Source organism: Lysobacter panacisoli, from assembly GCF_009765165.1.
In the GTDB taxonomy this organism is placed as follows: Bacteria; Pseudomonadota; Gammaproteobacteria; order Xanthomonadales; family Xanthomonadaceae; genus Lysobacter_J; species Lysobacter_J panacisoli.
This window is the reverse complement of record NZ_VLNU01000001.1, coordinates 972,149-990,603: the sequence shown is the minus strand read 5'-3', so window position 1 is coordinate 990,603 and position 18,455 is coordinate 972,149. Positions and strand designations below refer to the sequence as shown.

The window sequence follows — 18,455 nt, the reverse complement described above, 5'->3', positions numbered from 1 at the left end:
CGCACATGCGCCTAGCGATCGCGACGCTCACCGTGCTGCTCGCCGCCTGCTCCCCGCGCGTCGACCCGCAACAGGAAGCGCAGGGCCTGCAGGCCTTCGCCACCGTGGAGAAGGTGTTCCAGCATCCGCGCTGCAGCAACTGCCACATTCCCGGCGACCAGCCGTTGCAGTTCGACACGCAGACGGCGCACATGATGGGCGTGGTGCGCGGGCCGAAGGGCGAGGGCGCGGCGGGATTGCCGTGTTCGTCCTGCCACGGCGAAGCGAATCTTCCCGCAAGCTACGGACCGAACGCGCCGCCCGGCGCGCCGCACTGGTCGCTGCCGCCGCCGGACCAGAAGATGGCGTGGATCGGCGTGCCCGCGAGCGAGCTGTGCGCGATGATCCAGGACCGCAAGCGCAACGGCGATCGCGACCTCGACGCGATGTTCAAGCACGTCGCCGAGGACAAGCTGGTGCTCTGGGGCTGGGCGCCCGGCGGCAGTCGCGCGCCGGTGCCGGTGCCGCACGACCAGTTCGTCGCCGCGTTCCGCACCTGGATGGATGCCGGCGCGCCGTGCCCGAAGGCGGCGGCGCGCGGCTGACACCTGTTATGCGGCGCGTGGTCGGTGCAGGCGTCGATACAGCAGTGGTAGCACGAACAAGGTGAGCAGCGTCGACGACACGATGCCGCCGATCACCACCGTCGCCAGCGGCCGCTGCACTTCCGAGCCCGCGCCGACGTTGAACGCCATCGGCACGAAGCCGAGCGAAGCCACCAGCGCCGTCGTCAGCACCGGGCGCAGGCGTCCCAGCGCGCCATCGAACACCGCCTGCTCCAGCGGCATGCCCTGTTCGCGCAGCTTGCGGATGAACGCGATCATCACCAGTCCGTTGAGCACCGCCACGCCCGACAACGCGATGAAGCCGACGCCGGCGGAGATCGACAGCGGAATACCGCGAAGGGCGAGCGCGATCACGCCACCGGTGAGCGCGAGCGGCACGCCGGTGAACACGATCGCCGCATCGCGCCCGGAGCCGAAGGCCCAGAACAGCAGCGCGAAGATGATCGCAAGCGTCGCCGGCACCACCAGCGACAGTCGCCGGCTCGCCGACACCAGCTGCTCGAACGTGCCACCGTAGTCGATCCAGTAGCCCGGCGGCAGCGGCACCTGCGACCGGACGCGTTCGCGCAGCTCGTCGACGAAGCCACCGAGGTCGCGACCGCGCACGTTGGCGGTGATCACGACACGCCGCTTGCCGTTCTCGCGGTTGATCTGGTTCGGGCCGAGCGTGGTTTCGATCCGCGCTACCTCGCGCAGCGGCACCGTCTGCGGCGCACCCGACATCCACGCTGCCGCGCGACTGGACTCGTCCGCGTTGTCGTCGTCGTCGAGCGGGATCGGCAGGTCGGCGAGTGCGGCGGGATCGCTGCGCAGGTGCTCGGGCAGGCGCACGACGATGTCGAAACGGCGGTCGCCCTCGAACAGCTGGCCGGCGGTTTCGCCGCCGACCGCCGTCGCCACCGTATCCTGCACCGTGATCGGATTGAGGCCGTACCGCATCAGCGCCTCGCGATCCGGCGTCACCGTCAGCAGCGGCAGGCCGGTCGTCGATTCCAGTCGAACGTCGGCCGCGCCGGGTATGGCCCGCGCGACTTCCTCGATCTTCGCACCGACCTCCTGCAGCGTTTCCAGGTCGTCGCCGTTGAGCTTGATGGCGACGTCCGCGCGAACGCCGGAAATCAGCTCGTTCATGCGCATCTGGATCGGCTGGCTGAACTCGTAGTTGTTGCCGGGCAGCTCCTTCACTGCGGCTTCCATCTGCGCGACCAGCTCCGCCTTGGGTTTGCGCGGATCGGGCCATTGTTCGCGCGGCTTGAGCATCACGAAGGTGTCGGTCACTGACGGTGGCATGGGATCGGTGGCGACTTCAGCGGTACCGAGCTTGCCGAACACGCGCTCGACTTCCGGGAACTGCTGGATGCGCGCCTCCAGCGTCGACTGCATCGTCGCGGCCTGGTCCAGTCCGGTGCCGGGGATGCGCATGGCGTGCAGCGCGATGTCGCCCTCGTCCAGGCTCGGCACGAACTCCGAACCCAGTCGCGTGGCCAGCAGCCCGCAACCCACCGCCAGCACCAGCGCACCGCCCACCACCCAGCGCGAACGCGTCATCGCGCGCGACAGCAGCGGCGCATAGGCGCGACGCGCCCACTGCATCAGGCGTGTTTCCTTCTCCTCCACGCGACCGCGCAGGAACAGCGCGAGGCTGGCCGGCACGAAGGTCAGCGACAGCACCATCGCGCCCGTCAGCGCGAGTACCACCGTGATCGCCATCGGATGGAACATGCGGCCTTCCACTCCGGTCAGCGCGAAGATCGGCAGGTACACGGCGGTGATGATGCCGAGCCCGAACAGACTCGGGCGGATCACTTCCGCCGCGGCTGTCGCGGTGGCGTCGAGGCGTTCCTCCTCGGTGGGCAATCGACCCAGACGGTGCTGCAATTCGGCGAAGCGGCGCAGGCAGTTCTCGATGATGATCACCGCGCCGTCCACGATCAGGCCGAAGTCGAGCGCACCCAGGCTCATCAGGTTGCCCGACACGCCGCCGCGTACCATGCCGGTGAGAGTGAACAGCATCGCCAGCGGGATCACCGCGGCGGTGATCAGCGCCGCGCGGAAATTGCCGAGCAGCAGGAACAGCACCGCGATCACCAGCAGCGCGCCCTCGGCGAGGTTCTTCGCCACGGTGCCGATGGTGCGATCGACCAGCGCGGTGCGGTCGTACACGGGCGTCGCCGACACGCCGGGCGGAAGGCTGCGGTTGGCTTCCTGCAGGCGCGCCGCCGCGGCCTGCGCGACTTCGCGGCTGTTCGAGCCGATCAGCATGAAGACCGTGCCGAGCACCACTTCACGCCCGTTCTGCGTGGCCGCGCCGGTGCGCAGTTCCGGGCCCTCACCGACCGTGGCGACATCGCGCACGCGGATCGGCACGCCGTCGCGGCGATCGAGCACGATGTCGCCGATGGCGTCGAGGTCGGCCACCTGTCCCGGCGCGCGCACCAGGAACTGCTGGCCGTTGCGCTCGATGTAGCCCGCGCCGACGTTGCGGTTGTTGGCCGCGACGGCCGTCACGACGTCGTGCAGGGTGAAGCCGAGCGCGACCAGCCGCGCGGGATCGGGCGTGATGTGTATCTGCCGCGCGAAGCCGCCGATGGTGTTGACCTCGGTCACGCCCGGCGTGCCGCGCAGCTGCGGCCGCACCACCCAGTCCTGCAGCGTGCGCAGGTCGGTGGACGTGTACGGCGTGCCGTCGGGTTTGCGTGCATCGGCTTTCGCATCGACGGTGTACATGAAGATCTCGCCCATGCCGGTGGCGATGGGGCCCATCTCCGGCTCCAGTCCCGGCGGCATCTGCGAGCGCGCCTGAGCGAGCCGCTCGGCAACCTGTTGCCGTGCGAAGTACAGATCGGTGCCGTCCTTGAACACGACGGTCACCTGCGACAGACCGTAGCGCGAGATCGAACGCGTGTAGTCCAGCCCCGGCAGCCCGGCCAGGCCGGTTTCCAGCGGGAAGGTCACGCGCTGTTCGGCTTCCAGAGGCGAATAGCCTGGTGCGTGCGTGTTGATCTGCACCTGGACGTTGGTGATGTCCGGCGTGGCGTCGATCGGGAGCTTGGTGAAACTCCACGCGCCGACGGCGACGAGGGCCAGCGTCAGAACCAGCATCAGCCAGCGGTGCGCGATGGCGAATCGGATGATTTTCTCGAGCATGGCCGCCTCCTTAGTGGTCGTGCGAAGCGCCGGACTTCTCGATGTCCGCCTTCACCACGTAGCTCTGCTCGACGACGACCTGGTCACCGGGGGAGAGGCCCGACAGCACTTCGACGCGTTGCGCGTCGCGCTTGCCCAGTTCGAGCGGACGCACTTCGTAGTCGTCGCCGACACGAACGAACACCGCTTCCCAGTCGCGGAACGTCTGCAGCGCCGACAGCGGCACCACCAACCGGGCCGGCTGCTGCTCCACGGTGATGCGCGCCTTCACCGCCGAACCGGGACGCCACAATCCATCCGCGTTGGACAGGCTCGCGCGCGCGACCGTGCTCTGGCTGGCGGTGGCGGTGCCGGGCAGCACGCGCTCCAGCGTCGTGTGCGCGACCACGCCGTCGCTCAGGCGCGTCACCTGCACCGGCACGCCGGCGCGGATGTGCTGCGCGTCCGCGCCGAACACGTGCAGGTCGACCCACAACGTCGACAGGTCGGCGATCTCGAACAGTGTCGAGTTCTCGCTCGCCACCGAACCGACCGACGCGTTGCGCGCGAGCACCACGCCGGAGATGGGGGCGTTCACGGTGTACGTCGTCAGGCTCAGGTTGCTTTCGACGGTCGCCAGCGGCTGGCCTGCGCGGACCGTGTCGCCGACGTTCGCGCGCAACGCGCGGATGGGGCCCGGGAAGCGTGCGGCGACGTTGGCGACGCGGCCTTCGACCGGCGTCAGCAGGCCCTGCACTTCGTGTTCGTCGGCGATGGTGCCGGGGCCGGCGGGCGCGACACGCAATCCCGACTGCTGCGCGATGTGCGCGGGGATCGTGGTGCGACCTTCATAGCTCGGATACGACCAGCGCAGGTCGCGCCCATCGATGCGCGCACTGACCACGACGTCGAACGAATGCGGCTCGCCGACCACGGTGTTCGCCATCAGGCTGCCGTCGGGACGCGGCGCGAGGACGTGGCGTTCGGCGATGCCTCCCAACCGTGTCAGCGCAACGGCGACCGTTCCGGCGGTGGCCGGCAGCGGCTTGTCGCCGCGGTACAGCCACGCCTGGTACTTCGGCGGCGTGCCGTCCTCGGCGATGGCGAGCTCGACCGTATAGCCGTCCTGTTGCAGCAGTCGGCCGCCGTGTTCACCGCGCGCGGGCTCTTCGGCGTGCGCGCCTTCGGCGTGGTCGTGGTCTTCTTCGGCGGGCGTCGATGCGTCGCCGCAGGCGGCCAGGCCGAGAGCGAGGAGCGGGATGAGGAGGAGATTGCGGTTCACGGTGTGGCTTCCTTTTCCGTGGTGCGTGCCGGCACGACGAAGGCGTGGCCGGTCAGGCGCTGGATTTCGATGAGCGCGCGCTGGGCGTCCAGCGCGGCGTCGAGTTGCTGGCGGCGCATCGCGCTGCGCTCGGATTGCAGTTGCGCCCATTCGAGGTAACTGATCGCGCCGGCGCGGAACGCGCGTTCGGCCGCCGCCTCGGCGCGCGCGTGCATCGGCAGCACGTCGCTGCGCAGGCGTTCGACCTCCAGCTGCGCGACGCGATAGCGTCCGTGTGCCTCGACCAGAGTTGCGTACAGCGACAGGCCCTGCGCCTCGCGTTCGACTTCGACCTGTGCGACTTCGATCTCCGCCGCGCGGATCGTCGGTTGCGCGCGGCGCGCGCTGCCCAATGGCATGGACAGGCTGCCGACCAGCGCGACGTCGTTGCTGGCATTGAACGCGCGCGCGCCGATCTGCCATTCGAGATCGGGCGTCGCCTGCGTGCGCTCCAGGCGCAGGCGTGCCTCGGCGATGCGGCGCTCATCGGCGAAGCGCAGCAGCTCCGGTGTGCGTTCCAGCGATGCGGCGAGCGCGTCGAAATCCGCGATGGCCGGTAGTGCAAGCGGGTTGGCGTCGACGATGTCGAACGCCGGTTCGCGTTCACCCCAGAGCGCGGCCAGATGCTGGCGCGCCGCGACTTCCGCCTGTGCGCTGCGGCGCTGGTCGAGCTGCGAGCGCGCCAGTGCGGCCTGCGCGGTCAGCACCACCGACTCGGGCGACGCGCCGGCGTGGAGGCGTTGCCGTGCCGCGGCCACGGTGCGCGTGCGCTGTTCGATGTCGGCTTGGGCGAGCGCTCGCTCGCTGCGCGCGGCGACGACCGCGAGGTAGCGCCGCGCGACGTCGGCCAGCAGGTCCAGGCGGGCGGCTTCGGACTGCAGCGCGTTGGCGTCGATCCGGCTCTGAGCGAGGGCGATGCGTGCATCGCGCTTGCCGCCGCGTTCGAGGATCGAGGCAAGGCTCAGCGTCGTTTCGGCTTCGTCGAGGCCAGCGTAATCGCCGCTGCCGAGCACGTTCTCGATGTCGAGCGTGCCCTGCAGCGCGGGACGTTGCGCGGCGGCGTCGCGTTCGGCCGACAGCGCCTGTTCGCGCAGGGCCGGCAGGCGCAGGTCGGGATGGGTGGTGGCGACGCGCGCGAACGCGTCGTCCAGGGTCAAACGATCGCCGGCTCGCGCGGGCAAGGCCACGAGCACGGCGACCAGCGCGGCACAGGCCGCGGGTCGCATGGACATGAAAAGACTCCGAGTGGACGAACGAAGGGCCGGCAGCGCCGGCGGACGTCAGGCCGAGATCGGAGGACGGAACGGCGCGCCGCGCGGTGCGGGCACGAAGGCGACCACGTGCAGCGGGATCGGCGAGGTCGTCGGCGCGACGGCCATCGTCAGCGCCATTCGCGGCAGCACCGCGGCCTGCTGGCCGCAGCAATGGGTCAGATGGAAGTGGTTGTCGTCGTGCGGTGGCTGGCCGCCGTCGGGTGCGGGCGGCTGCACGACCGCGTGGCCTTCCTCGTGCGTGTGGCCGTCGCCGGCGACGAGCGCGTGCGAGACCAGTTCGTGCATTTCCTCGGCGATCGTCAGCGACGGCTTGAGCACGATGCCGGCCAGGAGCAGGCCGAGCACGAGCAGCCGGAAGGCGAGGGCGAGGGCGGAGGAGGCCGACATGGCCGCTAGGGTACGCAACGCGGGCGGCGATACACAATTGCGCCCCTTTCGCGCGGCTGCCGCACGCCCGTCATACAGCATGCCTAGCCTGTGCCGCGTCATTCAGGGGGACGGCAATGCGCAGGACGGGAACGGTGGCACTGGTGGCGTGCGTGCTGGCGCTGGCGGCGTGCGGTTCCGGTTCGCGCGAGGCGGAGCCGGCGGTGGATGTCGCGCAGGCGCTGCCGGAGCCGGTGCTCGATGCGCTCGATGGCAACGACCTGCGCGCGCGTGCCGAGGATGCGCTGCGCCGACAGCGCATCCATTCGCCTGCGGGCGACTGCGCGGTCGACTATTACCTCGCGCTGCGCGAACGCGAACCGGCGGCCGAGGGTGTCGCGACGGCGCTCGGCGAGCTGCAGCCTTACGTGCTGATCGCCGCTGAGCAGGCGTTGGCGCGCGAGGATCTGGACGAATCGCAGCGCCTGCTGGCCCTGCTCGCGCGGATGGATGCGAACGCGCCCGCACTGCCGCGACTGCGCGACACCCTGCGCATCGCACAGGCGGCGGCCGATCGCGCCGAAGGTGCGCGCGTCGTCGAAACCAAGCCCGCCGTGGCGCCGTCGATCCTGCCGCCTCCCGCGCCGCGCGTCGCGGAACGCGCACCGGAGAAGCCGGCGATCGCGGTTCAAGCCAACATCGCTCCACCGCCCGCGCCGCCCACGCAGGCGAACGAAGCCGCGCCGACACCCGTGGTCGCACAGATCGCACCGCCGATCGCGCCCGCGCCGGAAGTGGCGAACGCCATGCCGCGCCTGCTCGTCGATGCGCAGCCGCGCTATCCGGCGAAAGCGCAGAACCGCCGCATCGAAGGCAGCGTGCAGCTCGCTTTCACCATCCAGCCCGATGGCAGCGTCAGCGATGCGCGCCTGCTCCTGGCGCAACCGTCGGGCGTGTTCGAGGAAGCCGCGCTTGCCGCGGCCGCACGCTGGCGCTTCGAGGCCACGGGACGCCGTGTCGCCACCACGCGCACGCTGACGTTCCGCCTGCCGCCGGAGTCGCGCGGCTGATCGATCGTCCTTGCTGGCGGCCGCGCGATGCAGCGGCGACAATGCCGGCATGAACGCATCCGCCTCCTCGTTGCTGGAAACCGTCGAATTCGAAACCGCACCGCAGCCGGCCTGGACCGTGCTGTGGCTGCATGGCCTGGGTGCGGACGGACACGACTTCGCGCCGATCGTGCCGGAGCTGGTGCGCCGCGAATGGCCGGCGCTGCGCTTCGTGTTCCCGCATGCGCCGGTGCGCGCGGTGACGATCAACAACGGTATGCGCATGCGCGCCTGGTACGACATCGTCAGCTTCGACTTCGACGCGCTGCACGCCGGCAACCGCGCCGATGCGGCCGGCGTCGACGAATCGGTGGCGCAGGTCGAGGCGTTGATCGCGCGCGAGGGCGAGCGCGGGATTCCGCCGGAGAAGATCGTGCTGGTCGGGTTCTCGCAGGGCGGCGCCATCGCCCTGGCGGCCGGCCTGCGCCGGGACCGGCCCCTGGCCGGACTGGCCGGGCTGTCGACCTACCTGCCGCTGGACCCGCAGCGCGCCGCCGCCAGCCTGCAGCCGGGGGCGACCGCCCAGCCCCTGTTCATGGCCCACGGCCAGTTCGACCCGGTGGTGCCCGCCCCGGTCGGCGAGCGCAGCGCCGAAACCATGAAACAGCTGGGTTTCGGGGTCGAATGGCACCGCTACCCGATGGCGCACCAGGTCTGTGCCGAGGAGATCCGCGACCTGGGCGACTGGCTGGCCGCCCGGTTCGTCGGCTGACCCCGGTCCAGCCGACGATTGGTAGCCAGCCCGGCCCGGGGCTACCATCAGCCCATTGGCCGAGCCCACCGGGGATGGAGACGCCGATGAGGGTAGTGATCGCCGATGACGAACCGCTGGCGCGCGAGCGTCTGCGCGGATTGCTGGCCGAGCAGCGCGGCGTCGAAGTCGTCGCCGAAGCTGCGGACGGGCAGCATGCGCTGCACGCCTGCGCCGAGCACCGGCCGGACCTGGTCCTGCTCGACATCGCCATGCCGGGCATCGACGGGCTCGAGGCCGCGCGCCATCTCGCCGCCTTCGAGCCGCGCCCCGCGGTGGTGTTCTGCACGGCCTACGATGCGCACGCACTGTCGGCGTTCGAAGCCGAGGCCATCGACTATCTGGTCAAGCCGGTGCGCGCCGAACGGCTCGCCGCCGCACTGGAACGCGTACGCACCTTCGCTGCCGGCCGCGAACGCACCGGTGGCGACGGCGTGGTCCCAAGCAGCGGACAGCGCCGCAGCCATTTGTGCGCCCGACTGCGTGGCAGCCTGCGCCTGATCCCGATCGAGGACGTGCACTACCTGCACGCCGAAGAGAAGTACGTGGTCGTGCACCACGCGCGCGGCGAAGACCTGATCGAGGAATCGCTGAAGTCGCTCGAGGACGAATTCGGCGAGCGTTTCGTGCGCATCCACCGCAACTGCCTGGTCGCGCGCCACGAAATCGTCGAACTGCGCCGCGCGCCCGACGGCCACGTGCAGGCAGTCCTGCGCCACGGCAAGCAGCCGCTGGAAGTCAGCCGCCGCTGCGTGGCGGGCCTGAAGGAAACGCTCAAGCACCTGTGATGCCCCGGGGCGTCCGCATCCCGGGAAGGCGCCTGCATCGGCGATAATGCGCGGATGAACACGCTGCGCATCGCCACCCGCAAGAGTCCGCTCGCCCTGTGGCAGAGCGAGCATGTCGCCGATCGCCTCCGCGAGGCGTTCCCCGGTCTGGTCGTCGAACTGGTGCCGATGAGCACGCGTGGCGACGAAGTGCTCGACCGCTCGCTGGCCGCGATCGGTGGCAAGGGTCTGTTCCTGAAGGAGCTGGAGCTGGCGATGCTGCGCGGCGAGGCCGATTGCGCGGTGCACTCGCTCAAGGACGTGCCGATGGAACTGGAACCAGGCTTCGCGCTTCCCGCGATCCTGGCGCGCGCCGATTACGCCGACGCGTTCGTCAGCAACCACCACGACGACGTCGCTTCGCTGCCGCATGGCGCGCGTGTGGGCACGTCGTCGCTGCGCCGGCAGGCGCAACTGCGCGCGCTGCGTCCGGACCTGCAGTTGCTCGACCTGCGCGGCAACGTCAACACGCGCCTGGCCAAGCTCGATGCGGGAGAGTACGACGCGATCGTGCTGGCGTGCGCGGGCTTGCAGCGACTGGGCTTCGATGCGCGGATCCGTTCGCGCATGCAGGCGCCGCACTGGTTGCCGGCGCCGGCACAGGGCGCCGTGGCGATCGAATGCCGCGAGGACGATCTCGCCACGCGCGAGCTGTGCGCGCGTCTGGACGACAGCGCCACGCGTACCTGCGCGGAAGCCGAGCGTGCGATGAACCGCGCGTTGCACGGCAGCTGCCACGTACCGGTGGCGGCTTTCGCGCGACTGGACGGCGAGCACCTGCACCTGTCCGGGCTGGTGGGCTCGGCTGCCGACGGCCGACTCGTGCGCGCCGAAGGCGAAGGTCGTGGCGACGCGCCGGATGCGCTCGGGCTGGATGTGGCGCAGAAGCTGCTGGAACAGGGCGCGGGTGAGCTCATCGCCGGATCGCACTGACGCGGCGTTCCCGCCTGCCTGATCGACGCCCTCAGAAGCGTCGGCGCAGTTCGATCTTGCTCTCGGCCGTTTCGCTGCCGCCGCCGTTCTGGTTGTCGTGGCGGATCGCGAAATCGCTCTCCAGCGTCCAGTTCGGCCACAGGTTCACGTCCAGGCTCAGCGACTGCTTGACGAAGGCTTCGCCGCGGCCGCTTTCGAACTGCACGCGCTGCGTCCACGTCGCGCGTTCGCCGATCTGCTGGCCGAAATTGAGCTCGCCGCGCAGCACCGGGCCAGCCTGGTTGATGCCGTCGTCGTAGAGCGGCGCGAGGCGATAACCCGCGCCGAGCGAGAGGCCGAGCTGGGTCGGGCCATCGCGCATCGCCTGCACGTTGTAGCGCGTGCCGATGCGGAAATCGTTGGAGTACAGCGCCTTGCTGTCGCGCGGAGTGGCCGGCGCGCTCAATGAGGCGAAACGCTGGCTGCCGGGGAGGCGCAGGGTACGGCGGCGCGGATCCACCGGTTCGACCGGCGCGGGCGCCGACATCGCCATCTGCCACTCCGCATCGCCGCAACGCGTGGAAAAACAGTACAGCCGCATCTTCGCCGGATCGCTCGCGATGGCGATCAACGTCGGGTCGCCATTCAACGCTGGCGAGGGCAGGGTGAGGAAGGCACCGCCAAGGGCGAGCCCAAGTGCACCGAGCATGGTCAGGTTGATGAATCCGGGAAAAGGGCGCCTGAAAACGGTTTCAGACGAGCCGCGGCAGTTTGCCAGATCATCGATGAATTGGCAGCGAACCGGCCCGTCGCCGGCCCGGCATCAGTAGTAAAGCGTGACGACGTGCCGGGCCTGGGCGAAGAACAGCCAGCGTTCGACCAGTACTCCGACCAGCGCCAGCAGCGCGGCGACGGTGAAGATCGGCCCGGCCCAATCCGGCTGCGCCCAGCCCAGCCACGCGGCCAGCGCGGGCACCACTGCGAACAGCAGCAGCGAGATCGCCCGCAGCGCGCGCGCATGCTTGCGCGCCACCACGAAGCCCATCTCGCGGTTGACGTAATTGTCCTGCGTGTTCGGACGTTCGAAGACCTCGACCTCGCGGCCCGGCATGCCGACCGCATCGCCACGCGTCGCACCCATCTGCATGCGATCGATGCGATGCCAGTACACCAGCTTCAGCACCGCCGCTGTCAGCGCGAGCGCGAAGGTCACCAGCACGATCACGCCCAGCGCCTCGTCGGTCAGCGTCGCCCAGTTCGCCAGCGCCATCAGCACCAGCCAGCCGGTCAGCACCGCGAACATCAGGTACACGGGCACCACCAGCACTTGCCGCCACGCGGGAATCGGCTTGAGCGAGGCGTAGATCATCGCCGTGCACACCACCGTGGCCACCGACAGCAGCAGCATCGCGCCGGCGAGCAGCGGCGCCGCGATGCCGGCAAGCGGCGCGTAGGAGCCGGTGACGAACACCGCCGCGATCATGCCCAGCAGCGCGAGCGCCGGCAGCGCCGTCGCCACCGCGAACACGCCTTCGCGCGACAGCCATGAGCTTCGCCATTGCGAGAACGCACGCCATGCGCGCGCGGGCTTGCCGAGATGGAACACCGAACTGATCAACCCGGCCGTGGTGAGCAGCAGGCCGACCAGCAGCAACGTCGCCCACAACAGCGCGGTCACGGCCTGCGCCGGCGGGCGGCCCTGCAGGTACGGCAGCAGGACGATCGCGGACGTCCACATCAACAGGCCGTAGCCCGCACCGGAGAGGGTCGTGAACAACAGGACGGAGAAGGCGGGATGCATGCGGTCAGCGGCTGAGGATGCGATCGAGCCAGCGCAGCACGGGCGGCAGCGCGGCGGTGTCGAGGGATTCGCCCGGTTCGACGGGCGCGGTGGTTTCGCCGGCGCGACGCGGACGCGGCGGCAGGTACCGGTTCACCGGCTGGTAGCCCAGCTGCGGCAATAGTTCGACGCCGCCGCGTTCGGCGACCAGCTTCGACACATCCGACTCCGGATCGCCGAGGTCGCCGAAATGACGCGCGCGCGTCGGGCAGGCCTGCACGCAGGCGGGCTGGCGTTCGGATTCGTCGAGGTTGTCGTTGTAGATGCGGTCGATGCAAAGCGTGCATTTCTTCATCACGCCTTCGACCGGGCTGTACTCGCGCGCGCCGTACGGGCACGCCCACGAACACAGCTTGCAGCCGATGCACTTGTCCTCGTCGACCAGCACGATGCCGTCTTCGGCGCGCTTGTAGCTTGCGCCGGTCGGGCACACGGTCACGCATGCGGGCTGCTCGCAGTGCAGGCACGAACGCGGGAAGTGCAGCGTCATCGCCGGCTGCGCGGGTGTGTCGCCGCACGCGGGCGCGGCAGCGACTTCATAGCTGTGCACGCGGTTGAACCACACGCCGGACGGATCCTTGCCGTACGGCTGCTCGTCGGTCAATGGCGCGGCGAAACCGCCGGCGTTCCACTCTTTGCAGCTCACCGCGCAGGCATGGCAGCCCACGCAGGTGTCCAGGTCGATCACCAGGCCGAGCTTCTTCTTCGAGGGCGGTGGCAGGTCGGTCATGCGCGGCTCAACGGCGTCGGCCGGTGCTGATCAGCCACACGCCCAGCGCGAAGATCGCGATGCCGAGGCTCACGCTCGGCAGCATGCTCACCAGCACCGGCAGCAGCGTGGTCGTCGTGCCGGGCGTGGCGGCCGGATCGAACGCACCGAAGCTGATCAGGATCATCACCGCGAAACCGAGCACGATGCACAGCCAGCCGGCGAGGAGTCGAATGGATTTCATCGGGTCCTGGTGTCCTTGGAATTCCGGAACTGCGCGCCGTAGCGCAACGGCTGGTCGTCGGCGGTGCCCAGCTCCAGTGGCGCGAACTGCGGCGATGTCTCCGTCGCCTGCGTGACTTTGGCGATGCGCACGCGCAGGTCGAACCATGCGGCCTGCCCGGTGACGGGATCGGCGTTGGCGTAATCGCCGCGCGGCGTGATGTCGGAGATCAGGTGGTTGAGCAGGAAGCCCTCGCGGCCTTCCGGTGCGTCCTTGCTCAGGCGCCAAGCGCCACGGCGTTTGCCGATGGCGTTCCATGTCCACACGGTGTCGGGTTGCACGTTGGCGGCGAACTTCGCCTGCACGGTGATGGTGCCGTGGTGCGAGGTCACTTCGATCCAATCCTCGTCGCCAATGCCGAAGCGCGTCGCGGTGTCCGGATGCAGGTACAGCCAGTTCCGCGTGGCGATCTGCCGCAGCCACGCGTTTTGGGAACCCCACGCGTGGTACATGAACATCGGACGCTGGGTGACGGCGCTGAGGGGGTAGGGGTGTGCGGGCGCGCTGTCGCGAGCTTCGCCCTCTCGCCGCCCTGCTCCCTCCCCTGCTTGCAGGGGAGGGTTGGGGAGGGGTGAAGCCTTATCGACAAACGACGCGGGCGCTTTGCCTTCTCCCCATCCCTCTCCCGCAAGCGGGAGAGGGGGAGTGATGGCCGTGCGGGTCTGACTTGCGTCAACGTCGCTGCGATCGTCCGCGTTGTCGCGTTCGATCTGCGCGCCTTCAAAGGGCTCATACCAGATGGGCAACGGATCGAAATACGTCGCGACGCGCTCGCGATGCACTGGCGGCGGTTGCGTCGCACCGTGTCCCTGCGCAGCGAGACGGAACTTCTGCATCGTCTCCGAATACAGCTGCAGCACGATCGGATCCGCGTGGCCGAGGAATCCCATGCGCTGCGCCCAGTCGAGATAGCCACGGTTGGCCATCTTGAAATAACGCGCGTCCTCGGGAATCTCGCTGCGCCAGAAACCGCCGTGTTCGATGTAGCGCTGCAACTGCTCCGGGTTCGGCTGGCCCTTGGCCTCGATCTCGCCGTGCGCGCCGCGCCATCCTGCAAGCAGGCCCACGCCCGGCGCGCGTTCGTGCCGCACGATGTAATCGGCGTAGTCGTGGTACTTCGCCGAACCGTCCTCATTGACCAGCCCGGGCAGGCCGAGGCGCGCGCCGAGGTCGATCAGTACCGACTGGAAGCCGCGCACGTCGCGGCCCGGCGACTGCGTCGCCGCGTCCAGCACCGGATGCCGGATCGCATCCGCCGCGCCGTCGGCATCGGAAATCGGCCGGTCGAGCAGGCTGATCGCATCGAAGCGTTCGAGGTAGGTGGTGTCGGGCAGCACGAGGTCGGCGTAGGCCACCATCTCCGACGCGTACGCATCGGCGTAGATGATGCGCGGGATGCGGTACTCGCCGTCCTCGCCGCGATCGGTCAGCCATCCGATCGTCTGCGTGGTGTTCATCGACGAGTTCCAGCTCATGTTCGCCATGAACATCATCAGCGTGTCGATGCGGTACGGATCGCCGGCCCAGGCGTTGCGGATCACGGTGTGCATCATGCCGTGCGCGGACAGGGGGTAGGCCCACGAGAACGCGTGGTCGATGCGGCGCGGCGCGCCGTCGGCATCGACGACCAGATCCTCAGGCCCGTGCACGAACCCCAGCGGCGCGGCGTCGAGCACGCCGTTGGCCTGACGCGCCTTGCCGGGACGGTTCGGTGGCGGCAACGGCTTGGGAAACGGCGGCTGGTAGCGGAACGAACCCGGCGCGTCCACCGCGCCGAGCAGCAACTGCAGCAAATGCAGTGCGCGGCAGGTATGGAAACCGTTGCTGTGCGCGCTGATGCCGCGCATCGCGTGCATCGACACCGGACGTCCCTGCATCTGCGCGTGTTCACGGCCCCACGCGTCCGTCCACGCGACCGGCAGCGAGAACGCGCGGTCGAACGCGGCTTCCGCGAGTTCATGCGCGATGCGGCGGATCGTGTCGGCGGGAATGCCGCAGCGTTCGCTCACCGCGTCGGGTGAGTACTGCGGGTCGAGGTAGCGTTCGACGACGAGGTGGAACACGGGCATGGCACGACGCCCGTCATCGAGCACGTACTCGCCGACGACGCGCGGCGAGACTTCGATGGCGTCGGCGCGGGCGAAGTGCGTGTCATCGGCGTCGTGGCGCGTGGCGCACAGCGGATGGCCCTCGGCGTCGCGCGCGAACAGGCCGTCATCCGCACCGCCCGGATTGCGCACGACCAGCCAGTGCGCGTTGGTGTAGCGCACCAGGTAATCCAGGTCGATTCGGTCGGCCTTGAGGAGCTCGTGGATCAGCGCGAACGCGAACAGGCCGTCGGTGCCGGGACGGATGCCGATCCATTCGTCGGCGATCGCGCCGTAGCCCGAGCGCACCGGGTTCACCGCGACGATCTTCGCCCCGCGCGCCTTGAGCTTGCCCAGCCCGAGCTTGATCGGATTGGAGTCGTGGTCTTCGGCCACGCCCCACAGCATCAGGTACTGCGAATGCTCCCAGTCGGGCTCGCCGAACTCCCAGAAGCTGCCGCCGAGCGTGTACAGCCCGCCCGCGGCCATGTTCACCGAGCAGAATCCGCCGTGCGCAGCGTAGTTGACGGTGCCGAACTGCTGCGCCCACCAGCCCGTCAGTGCCTGCGACTGGTCGCGTCCAGTGAAGAACGCGAGTTCATCCGGATTGCGATCGCGGATCGGCCGCAGCCAGGACGTGGCGATCTGCAGCGCCTCGTCCCATTCGATCTCGCGGAATTCGCCCGAGCCGCGCTCGCCCACGCGCAGCAGCGGCTTGTCCAGTCGCGCCGGGGAGTAGTGCTGCATGATCCCCGCCGAACCCTTGGCGCACAGCACGCCGCGGTTCACCGGGTGGTCGGGATTGCCCTGGATGTAGCGGATCTGCCCGTCCTTGAGCCACACCTTGATGCCGCATCGGCACGCGCACATGTAGCACGTGGTGGTCTTGACCTCGTCGCCGATCACGGGCGAGGTATCGATGGCTGGCTCGGCGGGCGCGCGCATCCGGGCATTGTGCCCTGCGCGGGCGGCGCATGCGAAGCGCCGTGCCGCCGGTCAGGGACGGCAGTAGCGGCGTTCGTATTCCAGCTGCTGCTGCAGCTCGCGGCTGTCGCCGTCGAGCGCCAGGTCGCCGATGTTGCGACGGTGTTCTCGGCAGGGTTCGTCCGGATCGCGCGCACCGAACATGCGACCGATGCCGGCGACCACGCTCGCGGCGCTCGTGGGTTTGCGCATGCGGAAGCGCTCGCTGCCCTCGCCGGGCAGGCGCACGCTGCGATTGGCGAAGGGATCCGGGGGCGCCGCCGCGTCCTTCAGCGCATCGCGTCCCTGCATCACGTACACCGCTGAAAGCGCGCGCGTGGGCTCGGGCGCGGCGGTCGTGGCCGTGCTGCTCGTGGAAGGCGACGCCACGCTCGGGCGTGGCGACGGGGTGTCGCGCGCGACGCGTGCCCGCGTGCGAGCCGGCGCCGTTTCAACGCGTGGAACCTGCGGTTCCTCGCGCGGCAGCCACACGACCTGGATCGGTCGCGCGGGTTCTTCGGCCAGTGTCGGCCAGATCGGCCGCATCGCCTTGGAAAGTCCCCAGATCAGCCCAGTCGTGCTCGCTACTGCCACGGCCGCCGCCAGCACGGCGTCCCAACGCGATCCTTGCGTGCAATCCATCACAGCCCCCCGATCCGGTGCGGCAGTATCGTGTGCGGGGGGTTAAACAACGGTTACCCCACGTCCGAGACTGGCGGCCTTCAGGTCGCAGTGCGATGCTGTCCTGCCGATTCTCCCGACCCGCGTGCCATGGAACGCATCGAACGCATCCACGCTCTCCACCGCATCCTCAGCGCTGCGCGCTATCCGGTGACGGTGCAGCGTCTTCAGGAAGACCTGGAATGCTCCCGCGCCACGGTCTATCGAGACCTGGCCTACCTGCGCGATTACCTGATGGCGCCGGTGGTCGGCAATGGCGAAGCCGGTTTCCGTTACGACCACAGCGAGGGCGAACGCTTCGAGCTGCCCGGCCTGTGGCTGAGTTCGGAAGAACTGCATTCGCTGCTTGCCGCGCAGCAGTTGCTGGTACGCAGCGGCGGCGGTGTGCTGTCGAACGCGCTGGCGCCGTTGCAGCATCGGATCGAGAAGCTGCTCGACGAACACGCAGGCGGTCGCCGCGTGCCGGTCGAGCGCGTGCGTGTGATCCCGCACCGCACCCGTCGCCTGGACGAAACCGCGTTCCGCACGGTCGCCACCGCGGTGCTCGACCGCAAGCAGCTGAGCTTCGAGTACCGCGCGCGGTCCACCGACGAACAGACGCGCCGGCATGTGTCGCCGCAGCGCCTGACCCATTACCGCGAGAACTGGTACCTCGACGCCTGGGACCACAACCGCGACGCGCTGCGCAGCTTCGCCGTGGACCGCATCAGTGCGGCGAAGATCGGCGAGGACGCCGCGCGCGACGTGCCCGACGAGGAACTCGACAAGCACCTGGCCTCGAGCTACGGCATCTTCTCGGGCACGCCGAAGGGCTGGGCGACGATCGTGTTCACTCCCAAGGCCGCGCGCTGGGTCGCCGACGAACACTGGCATTCGCAGCAGCAGGGGCGGTTCCTGCCGGACGGACGTTACGAGCTGAAGATTCCCTACAGCGCCGGCCGCGAACTGCTGATGGACGTGATGCATTACGGCAGCGACGCGGAGATCATCGAGCCGCCGGTGCTGCGCGAGCAGGCGCGCGCGCTGCTGCAGCTGGCGTTGAGCAATTACGACCGCTGATCCGCTCGGCCCCTCTCCCCGGCCAGCTGCGCTGGCCGACCCTCTCCCACAAGGGGAGAGGGTGAATCAGGGAGGCGGGTGGTGTTCTTCCACCTCTCCCCTTGCGGGAGAGGTCGACGCGCGTAGCGCGTCGGGAGAGGGGAGAGGGGCAGGGCCGTCGCAGCCCATGAGATGCCCCGCCGGCACGCTCGCTCCATCGCCACTGGAGCCGCGCCATGAAGCCGACCCGCCACGACATCGATCCCGGCCTCGAACACCTGTTGCGCCATGCCGTCGCCATCGGCGCGGTGCTCATCGTCCTGCTGCCCGCCGCGCGCGGTTTCAGCCCGACCTTCGGCTGGATGCCGCTGTGGCTGCTGGCCATGCCGGCCTGCGCGTGGTGGGCGCTGCACCGGTTCCGCCTGCCGGGACGCGAGGCCGACGAAGCCGGGTCCGCGCAGCGCACGCGCCGTCGCGCCGGCGTCCAGGCCCGCCGCCGGCGCATGCCGGTACTGCGCCGCCGCCATTCGCAGGCGGCCTGAGCGCCCGCATCCGGCACAGCC

At 69.6% G+C, this 18,455-nt stretch carries 17 protein-coding genes; 7 read left to right on the top strand and 10 right to left on the bottom strand.

The features are described from left to right. Positions 1 to 5: 5 nt before the first annotated feature. Positions 6 to 584, top strand: coding sequence for a hypothetical protein (locus FOF45_RS04940; RefSeq protein ID WP_199244431.1), 579 nt, complete (start codon positions 6 to 8; stop codon positions 582 to 584). Positions 585 to 590: 6 nt separating this feature from the next. Here FOF45_RS04940 and FOF45_RS04935 read toward each other — a convergent pair whose 3' ends face one another. Genes FOF45_RS04935 through FOF45_RS04920 form a run of 4 tightly spaced genes read right to left on the bottom strand, consistent with a single transcriptional unit; the run spans position 591 to position 6,713 of the window. Further along, positions 591 to 3,752, bottom strand: coding sequence for an efflux RND transporter permease subunit (locus tag FOF45_RS04935; RefSeq protein ID WP_158982881.1), 3,162 nt, complete (start codon positions 3,750 to 3,752; stop codon positions 591 to 593). Positions 3,753 to 3,762: 10 nt separating this feature from the next. Then, a complete protein-coding gene (locus FOF45_RS04930; protein WP_158982880.1) occupies positions 3,763 to 5,013 on the bottom strand; it encodes an efflux RND transporter periplasmic adaptor subunit in 1,251 nt (416 codons plus the stop codon). Further along, positions 5,010 to 6,284 (bottom strand): TolC family protein, encoded by a 1,275-nt coding sequence (locus FOF45_RS04925; protein ID WP_158982879.1) that lies wholly within the window; start codon positions 6,282 to 6,284, stop codon positions 5,010 to 5,012. The genes FOF45_RS04930 and FOF45_RS04925 overlap by 4 nt, the downstream gene beginning before the upstream one ends. A 48-nt stretch (positions 6,285 to 6,332) precedes the next feature. After that, positions 6,333 to 6,713 (bottom strand): DUF2946 family protein, encoded by a 381-nt coding sequence (locus FOF45_RS04920; RefSeq protein ID WP_158982878.1) that lies wholly within the window; start codon positions 6,711 to 6,713, stop codon positions 6,333 to 6,335. A 116-nt stretch (positions 6,714 to 6,829) separates the two neighbouring features. Between FOF45_RS04920 and FOF45_RS04915 the strand changes: the two genes are divergently transcribed. From FOF45_RS04915 to hemC, 4 genes are all read left to right on the top strand, one after another. Then, entirely contained in the window at positions 6,830 to 7,762 is a 933-nt protein-coding gene (locus FOF45_RS04915; protein ID WP_158982877.1) for a TonB family protein, read from the top strand. A 49-nt stretch (positions 7,763 to 7,811) separates the two neighbouring features. Continuing rightward, a complete protein-coding gene (locus FOF45_RS04910) occupies positions 7,812 to 8,513 on the top strand; it encodes an alpha/beta hydrolase (RefSeq protein ID WP_158982876.1) in 702 nt (233 codons plus the stop codon). Positions 8,514 to 8,599: 86 nt separating this feature from the next. Next, the gene (locus FOF45_RS04905; RefSeq protein WP_158982875.1) at positions 8,600 to 9,340 is read left to right on the top strand and encodes a LytR/AlgR family response regulator transcription factor; all 741 of its coding nucleotides are present in this window, start codon (positions 8,600 to 8,602) and stop codon (positions 9,338 to 9,340) included. Between the two features lie 54 nt (positions 9,341 to 9,394). Then, positions 9,395 to 10,312 carry a hydroxymethylbilane synthase gene (gene hemC / locus FOF45_RS04900; RefSeq protein WP_158982874.1) on the top strand — a complete coding sequence of 306 codons (918 nt, stop codon included), beginning with the start codon at positions 9,395 to 9,397 and terminating at the stop codon, positions 10,310 to 10,312. 31 nt (positions 10,313 to 10,343) lie between these two features. On the opposite strand, the gene FOF45_RS04895 is transcribed toward hemC, so the two are convergent. The 6 genes from FOF45_RS04895 to FOF45_RS04865 all read right to left on the bottom strand — a co-directional run bounded on the left by FOF45_RS04895 (position 10,344) and on the right by FOF45_RS04865 (position 16,767). Then, a complete protein-coding gene (locus FOF45_RS04895; RefSeq protein ID WP_158982873.1) occupies positions 10,344 to 11,000 on the bottom strand; it encodes a DUF481 domain-containing protein in 657 nt (218 codons plus the stop codon). A 114-nt stretch (positions 11,001 to 11,114) separates the two neighbouring features. Continuing rightward, positions 11,115 to 12,092 carry a dimethyl sulfoxide reductase anchor subunit family protein gene (locus FOF45_RS04890; RefSeq protein ID WP_158982872.1) on the bottom strand — a complete coding sequence of 326 codons (978 nt, stop codon included), beginning with the start codon at positions 12,090 to 12,092 and terminating at the stop codon, positions 11,115 to 11,117. A gap of 4 nt (positions 12,093 to 12,096) precedes the next feature. Beyond that, positions 12,097 to 12,861 carry a 4Fe-4S dicluster domain-containing protein gene (locus FOF45_RS04885; RefSeq protein WP_158982871.1) on the bottom strand — a complete coding sequence of 255 codons (765 nt, stop codon included), beginning with the start codon at positions 12,859 to 12,861 and terminating at the stop codon, positions 12,097 to 12,099. Positions 12,862 to 12,868: 7 nt separating this feature from the next. Next, positions 12,869 to 13,084 carry a hypothetical protein gene (locus FOF45_RS04880; protein WP_158982870.1) on the bottom strand — a complete coding sequence of 72 codons (216 nt, stop codon included), beginning with the start codon at positions 13,082 to 13,084 and terminating at the stop codon, positions 12,869 to 12,871. Further along, complete coding sequence (locus FOF45_RS04870) at positions 13,081 to 16,155, bottom strand: molybdopterin oxidoreductase family protein (RefSeq protein WP_199244430.1); 3,075 nt, start codon at positions 16,153 to 16,155, stop codon at positions 13,081 to 13,083. Before FOF45_RS04870 ends, FOF45_RS04880 begins: the two co-directional genes overlap by 4 nt. Positions 16,156 to 16,206: 51 nt before the next feature. Continuing rightward, entirely contained in the window at positions 16,207 to 16,767 is a 561-nt protein-coding gene (locus FOF45_RS04865; protein WP_158982869.1) for a hypothetical protein, read from the bottom strand. 177 nt (positions 16,768 to 16,944) lie between these two features. On the opposite strand from FOF45_RS04865, the gene FOF45_RS04860 reads away from it, so the two are divergent. Together FOF45_RS04860 and FOF45_RS04855 are read left to right on the top strand one after the other, a co-directional pair. Beyond that, on the top strand, positions 16,945 to 17,913 hold the full coding sequence (locus tag FOF45_RS04860; protein ID WP_158982868.1) for a helix-turn-helix transcriptional regulator: 969 nt from the start codon (positions 16,945 to 16,947) through the stop codon (positions 17,911 to 17,913). A gap of 215 nt (positions 17,914 to 18,128) precedes the next feature. After that, positions 18,129 to 18,434, top strand: a complete 306-nt coding sequence (locus FOF45_RS04855; RefSeq protein WP_158982867.1) for a hypothetical protein — start codon at positions 18,129 to 18,131, stop codon at positions 18,432 to 18,434. The last annotated feature ends 21 nt before the right edge of the window (positions 18,435 to 18,455 follow it).

What these genes read in the sequence shown, in the direction of transcription:
- FOF45_RS04940 (WP_199244431.1), top strand. Translation starts at nt 6, where the DNA reads ATGCGCCTAGCGATCGCGACGCTCACCGTGCTGCTCGCCGCCTGCTCC.
- FOF45_RS04935 (WP_158982881.1), bottom strand. Translation starts at nt 3,752, where the DNA reads ATGCTCGAGAAAATCATCCGATTCGCCATCGCGCACCGCTGGCTGATG.
- FOF45_RS04925 (WP_158982879.1), bottom strand. Translation starts at nt 6,284, where the DNA reads ATGTCCATGCGACCCGCGGCCTGTGCCGCGCTGGTCGCCGTGCTCGTG.
- FOF45_RS04920 (WP_158982878.1), bottom strand. Translation starts at nt 6,713, where the DNA reads ATGTCGGCCTCCTCCGCCCTCGCCCTCGCCTTCCGGCTGCTCGTGCTC.
- FOF45_RS04915 (WP_158982877.1), top strand. Translation starts at nt 6,830, where the DNA reads ATGCGCAGGACGGGAACGGTGGCACTGGTGGCGTGCGTGCTGGCGCTG.
- FOF45_RS04910 (WP_158982876.1), top strand. Translation starts at nt 7,812, where the DNA reads ATGAACGCATCCGCCTCCTCGTTGCTGGAAACCGTCGAATTCGAAACC.
- FOF45_RS04905 (WP_158982875.1), top strand. Translation starts at nt 8,600, where the DNA reads ATGAGGGTAGTGATCGCCGATGACGAACCGCTGGCGCGCGAGCGTCTG.
- hemC (WP_158982874.1), top strand. Translation starts at nt 9,395, where the DNA reads ATGAACACGCTGCGCATCGCCACCCGCAAGAGTCCGCTCGCCCTGTGG.
- FOF45_RS04895 (WP_158982873.1), bottom strand. Translation starts at nt 11,000, where the DNA reads ATGCTCGGTGCACTTGGGCTCGCCCTTGGCGGTGCCTTCCTCACCCTG.
- FOF45_RS04890 (WP_158982872.1), bottom strand. Translation starts at nt 12,092, where the DNA reads ATGCATCCCGCCTTCTCCGTCCTGTTGTTCACGACCCTCTCCGGTGCG.
- FOF45_RS04885 (WP_158982871.1), bottom strand. Translation starts at nt 12,861, where the DNA reads ATGACCGACCTGCCACCGCCCTCGAAGAAGAAGCTCGGCCTGGTGATC.
- FOF45_RS04880 (WP_158982870.1), bottom strand. Translation starts at nt 13,084, where the DNA reads ATGAAATCCATTCGACTCCTCGCCGGCTGGCTGTGCATCGTGCTCGGT.
- FOF45_RS04870 (WP_199244430.1), bottom strand. Translation starts at nt 16,155, where the DNA reads ATGCGCGCGCCCGCCGAGCCAGCCATCGATACCTCGCCCGTGATCGGC.
- FOF45_RS04860 (WP_158982868.1), top strand. Translation starts at nt 16,945, where the DNA reads ATGGAACGCATCGAACGCATCCACGCTCTCCACCGCATCCTCAGCGCT.
- FOF45_RS04855 (WP_158982867.1), top strand. Translation starts at nt 18,129, where the DNA reads ATGAAGCCGACCCGCCACGACATCGATCCCGGCCTCGAACACCTGTTG.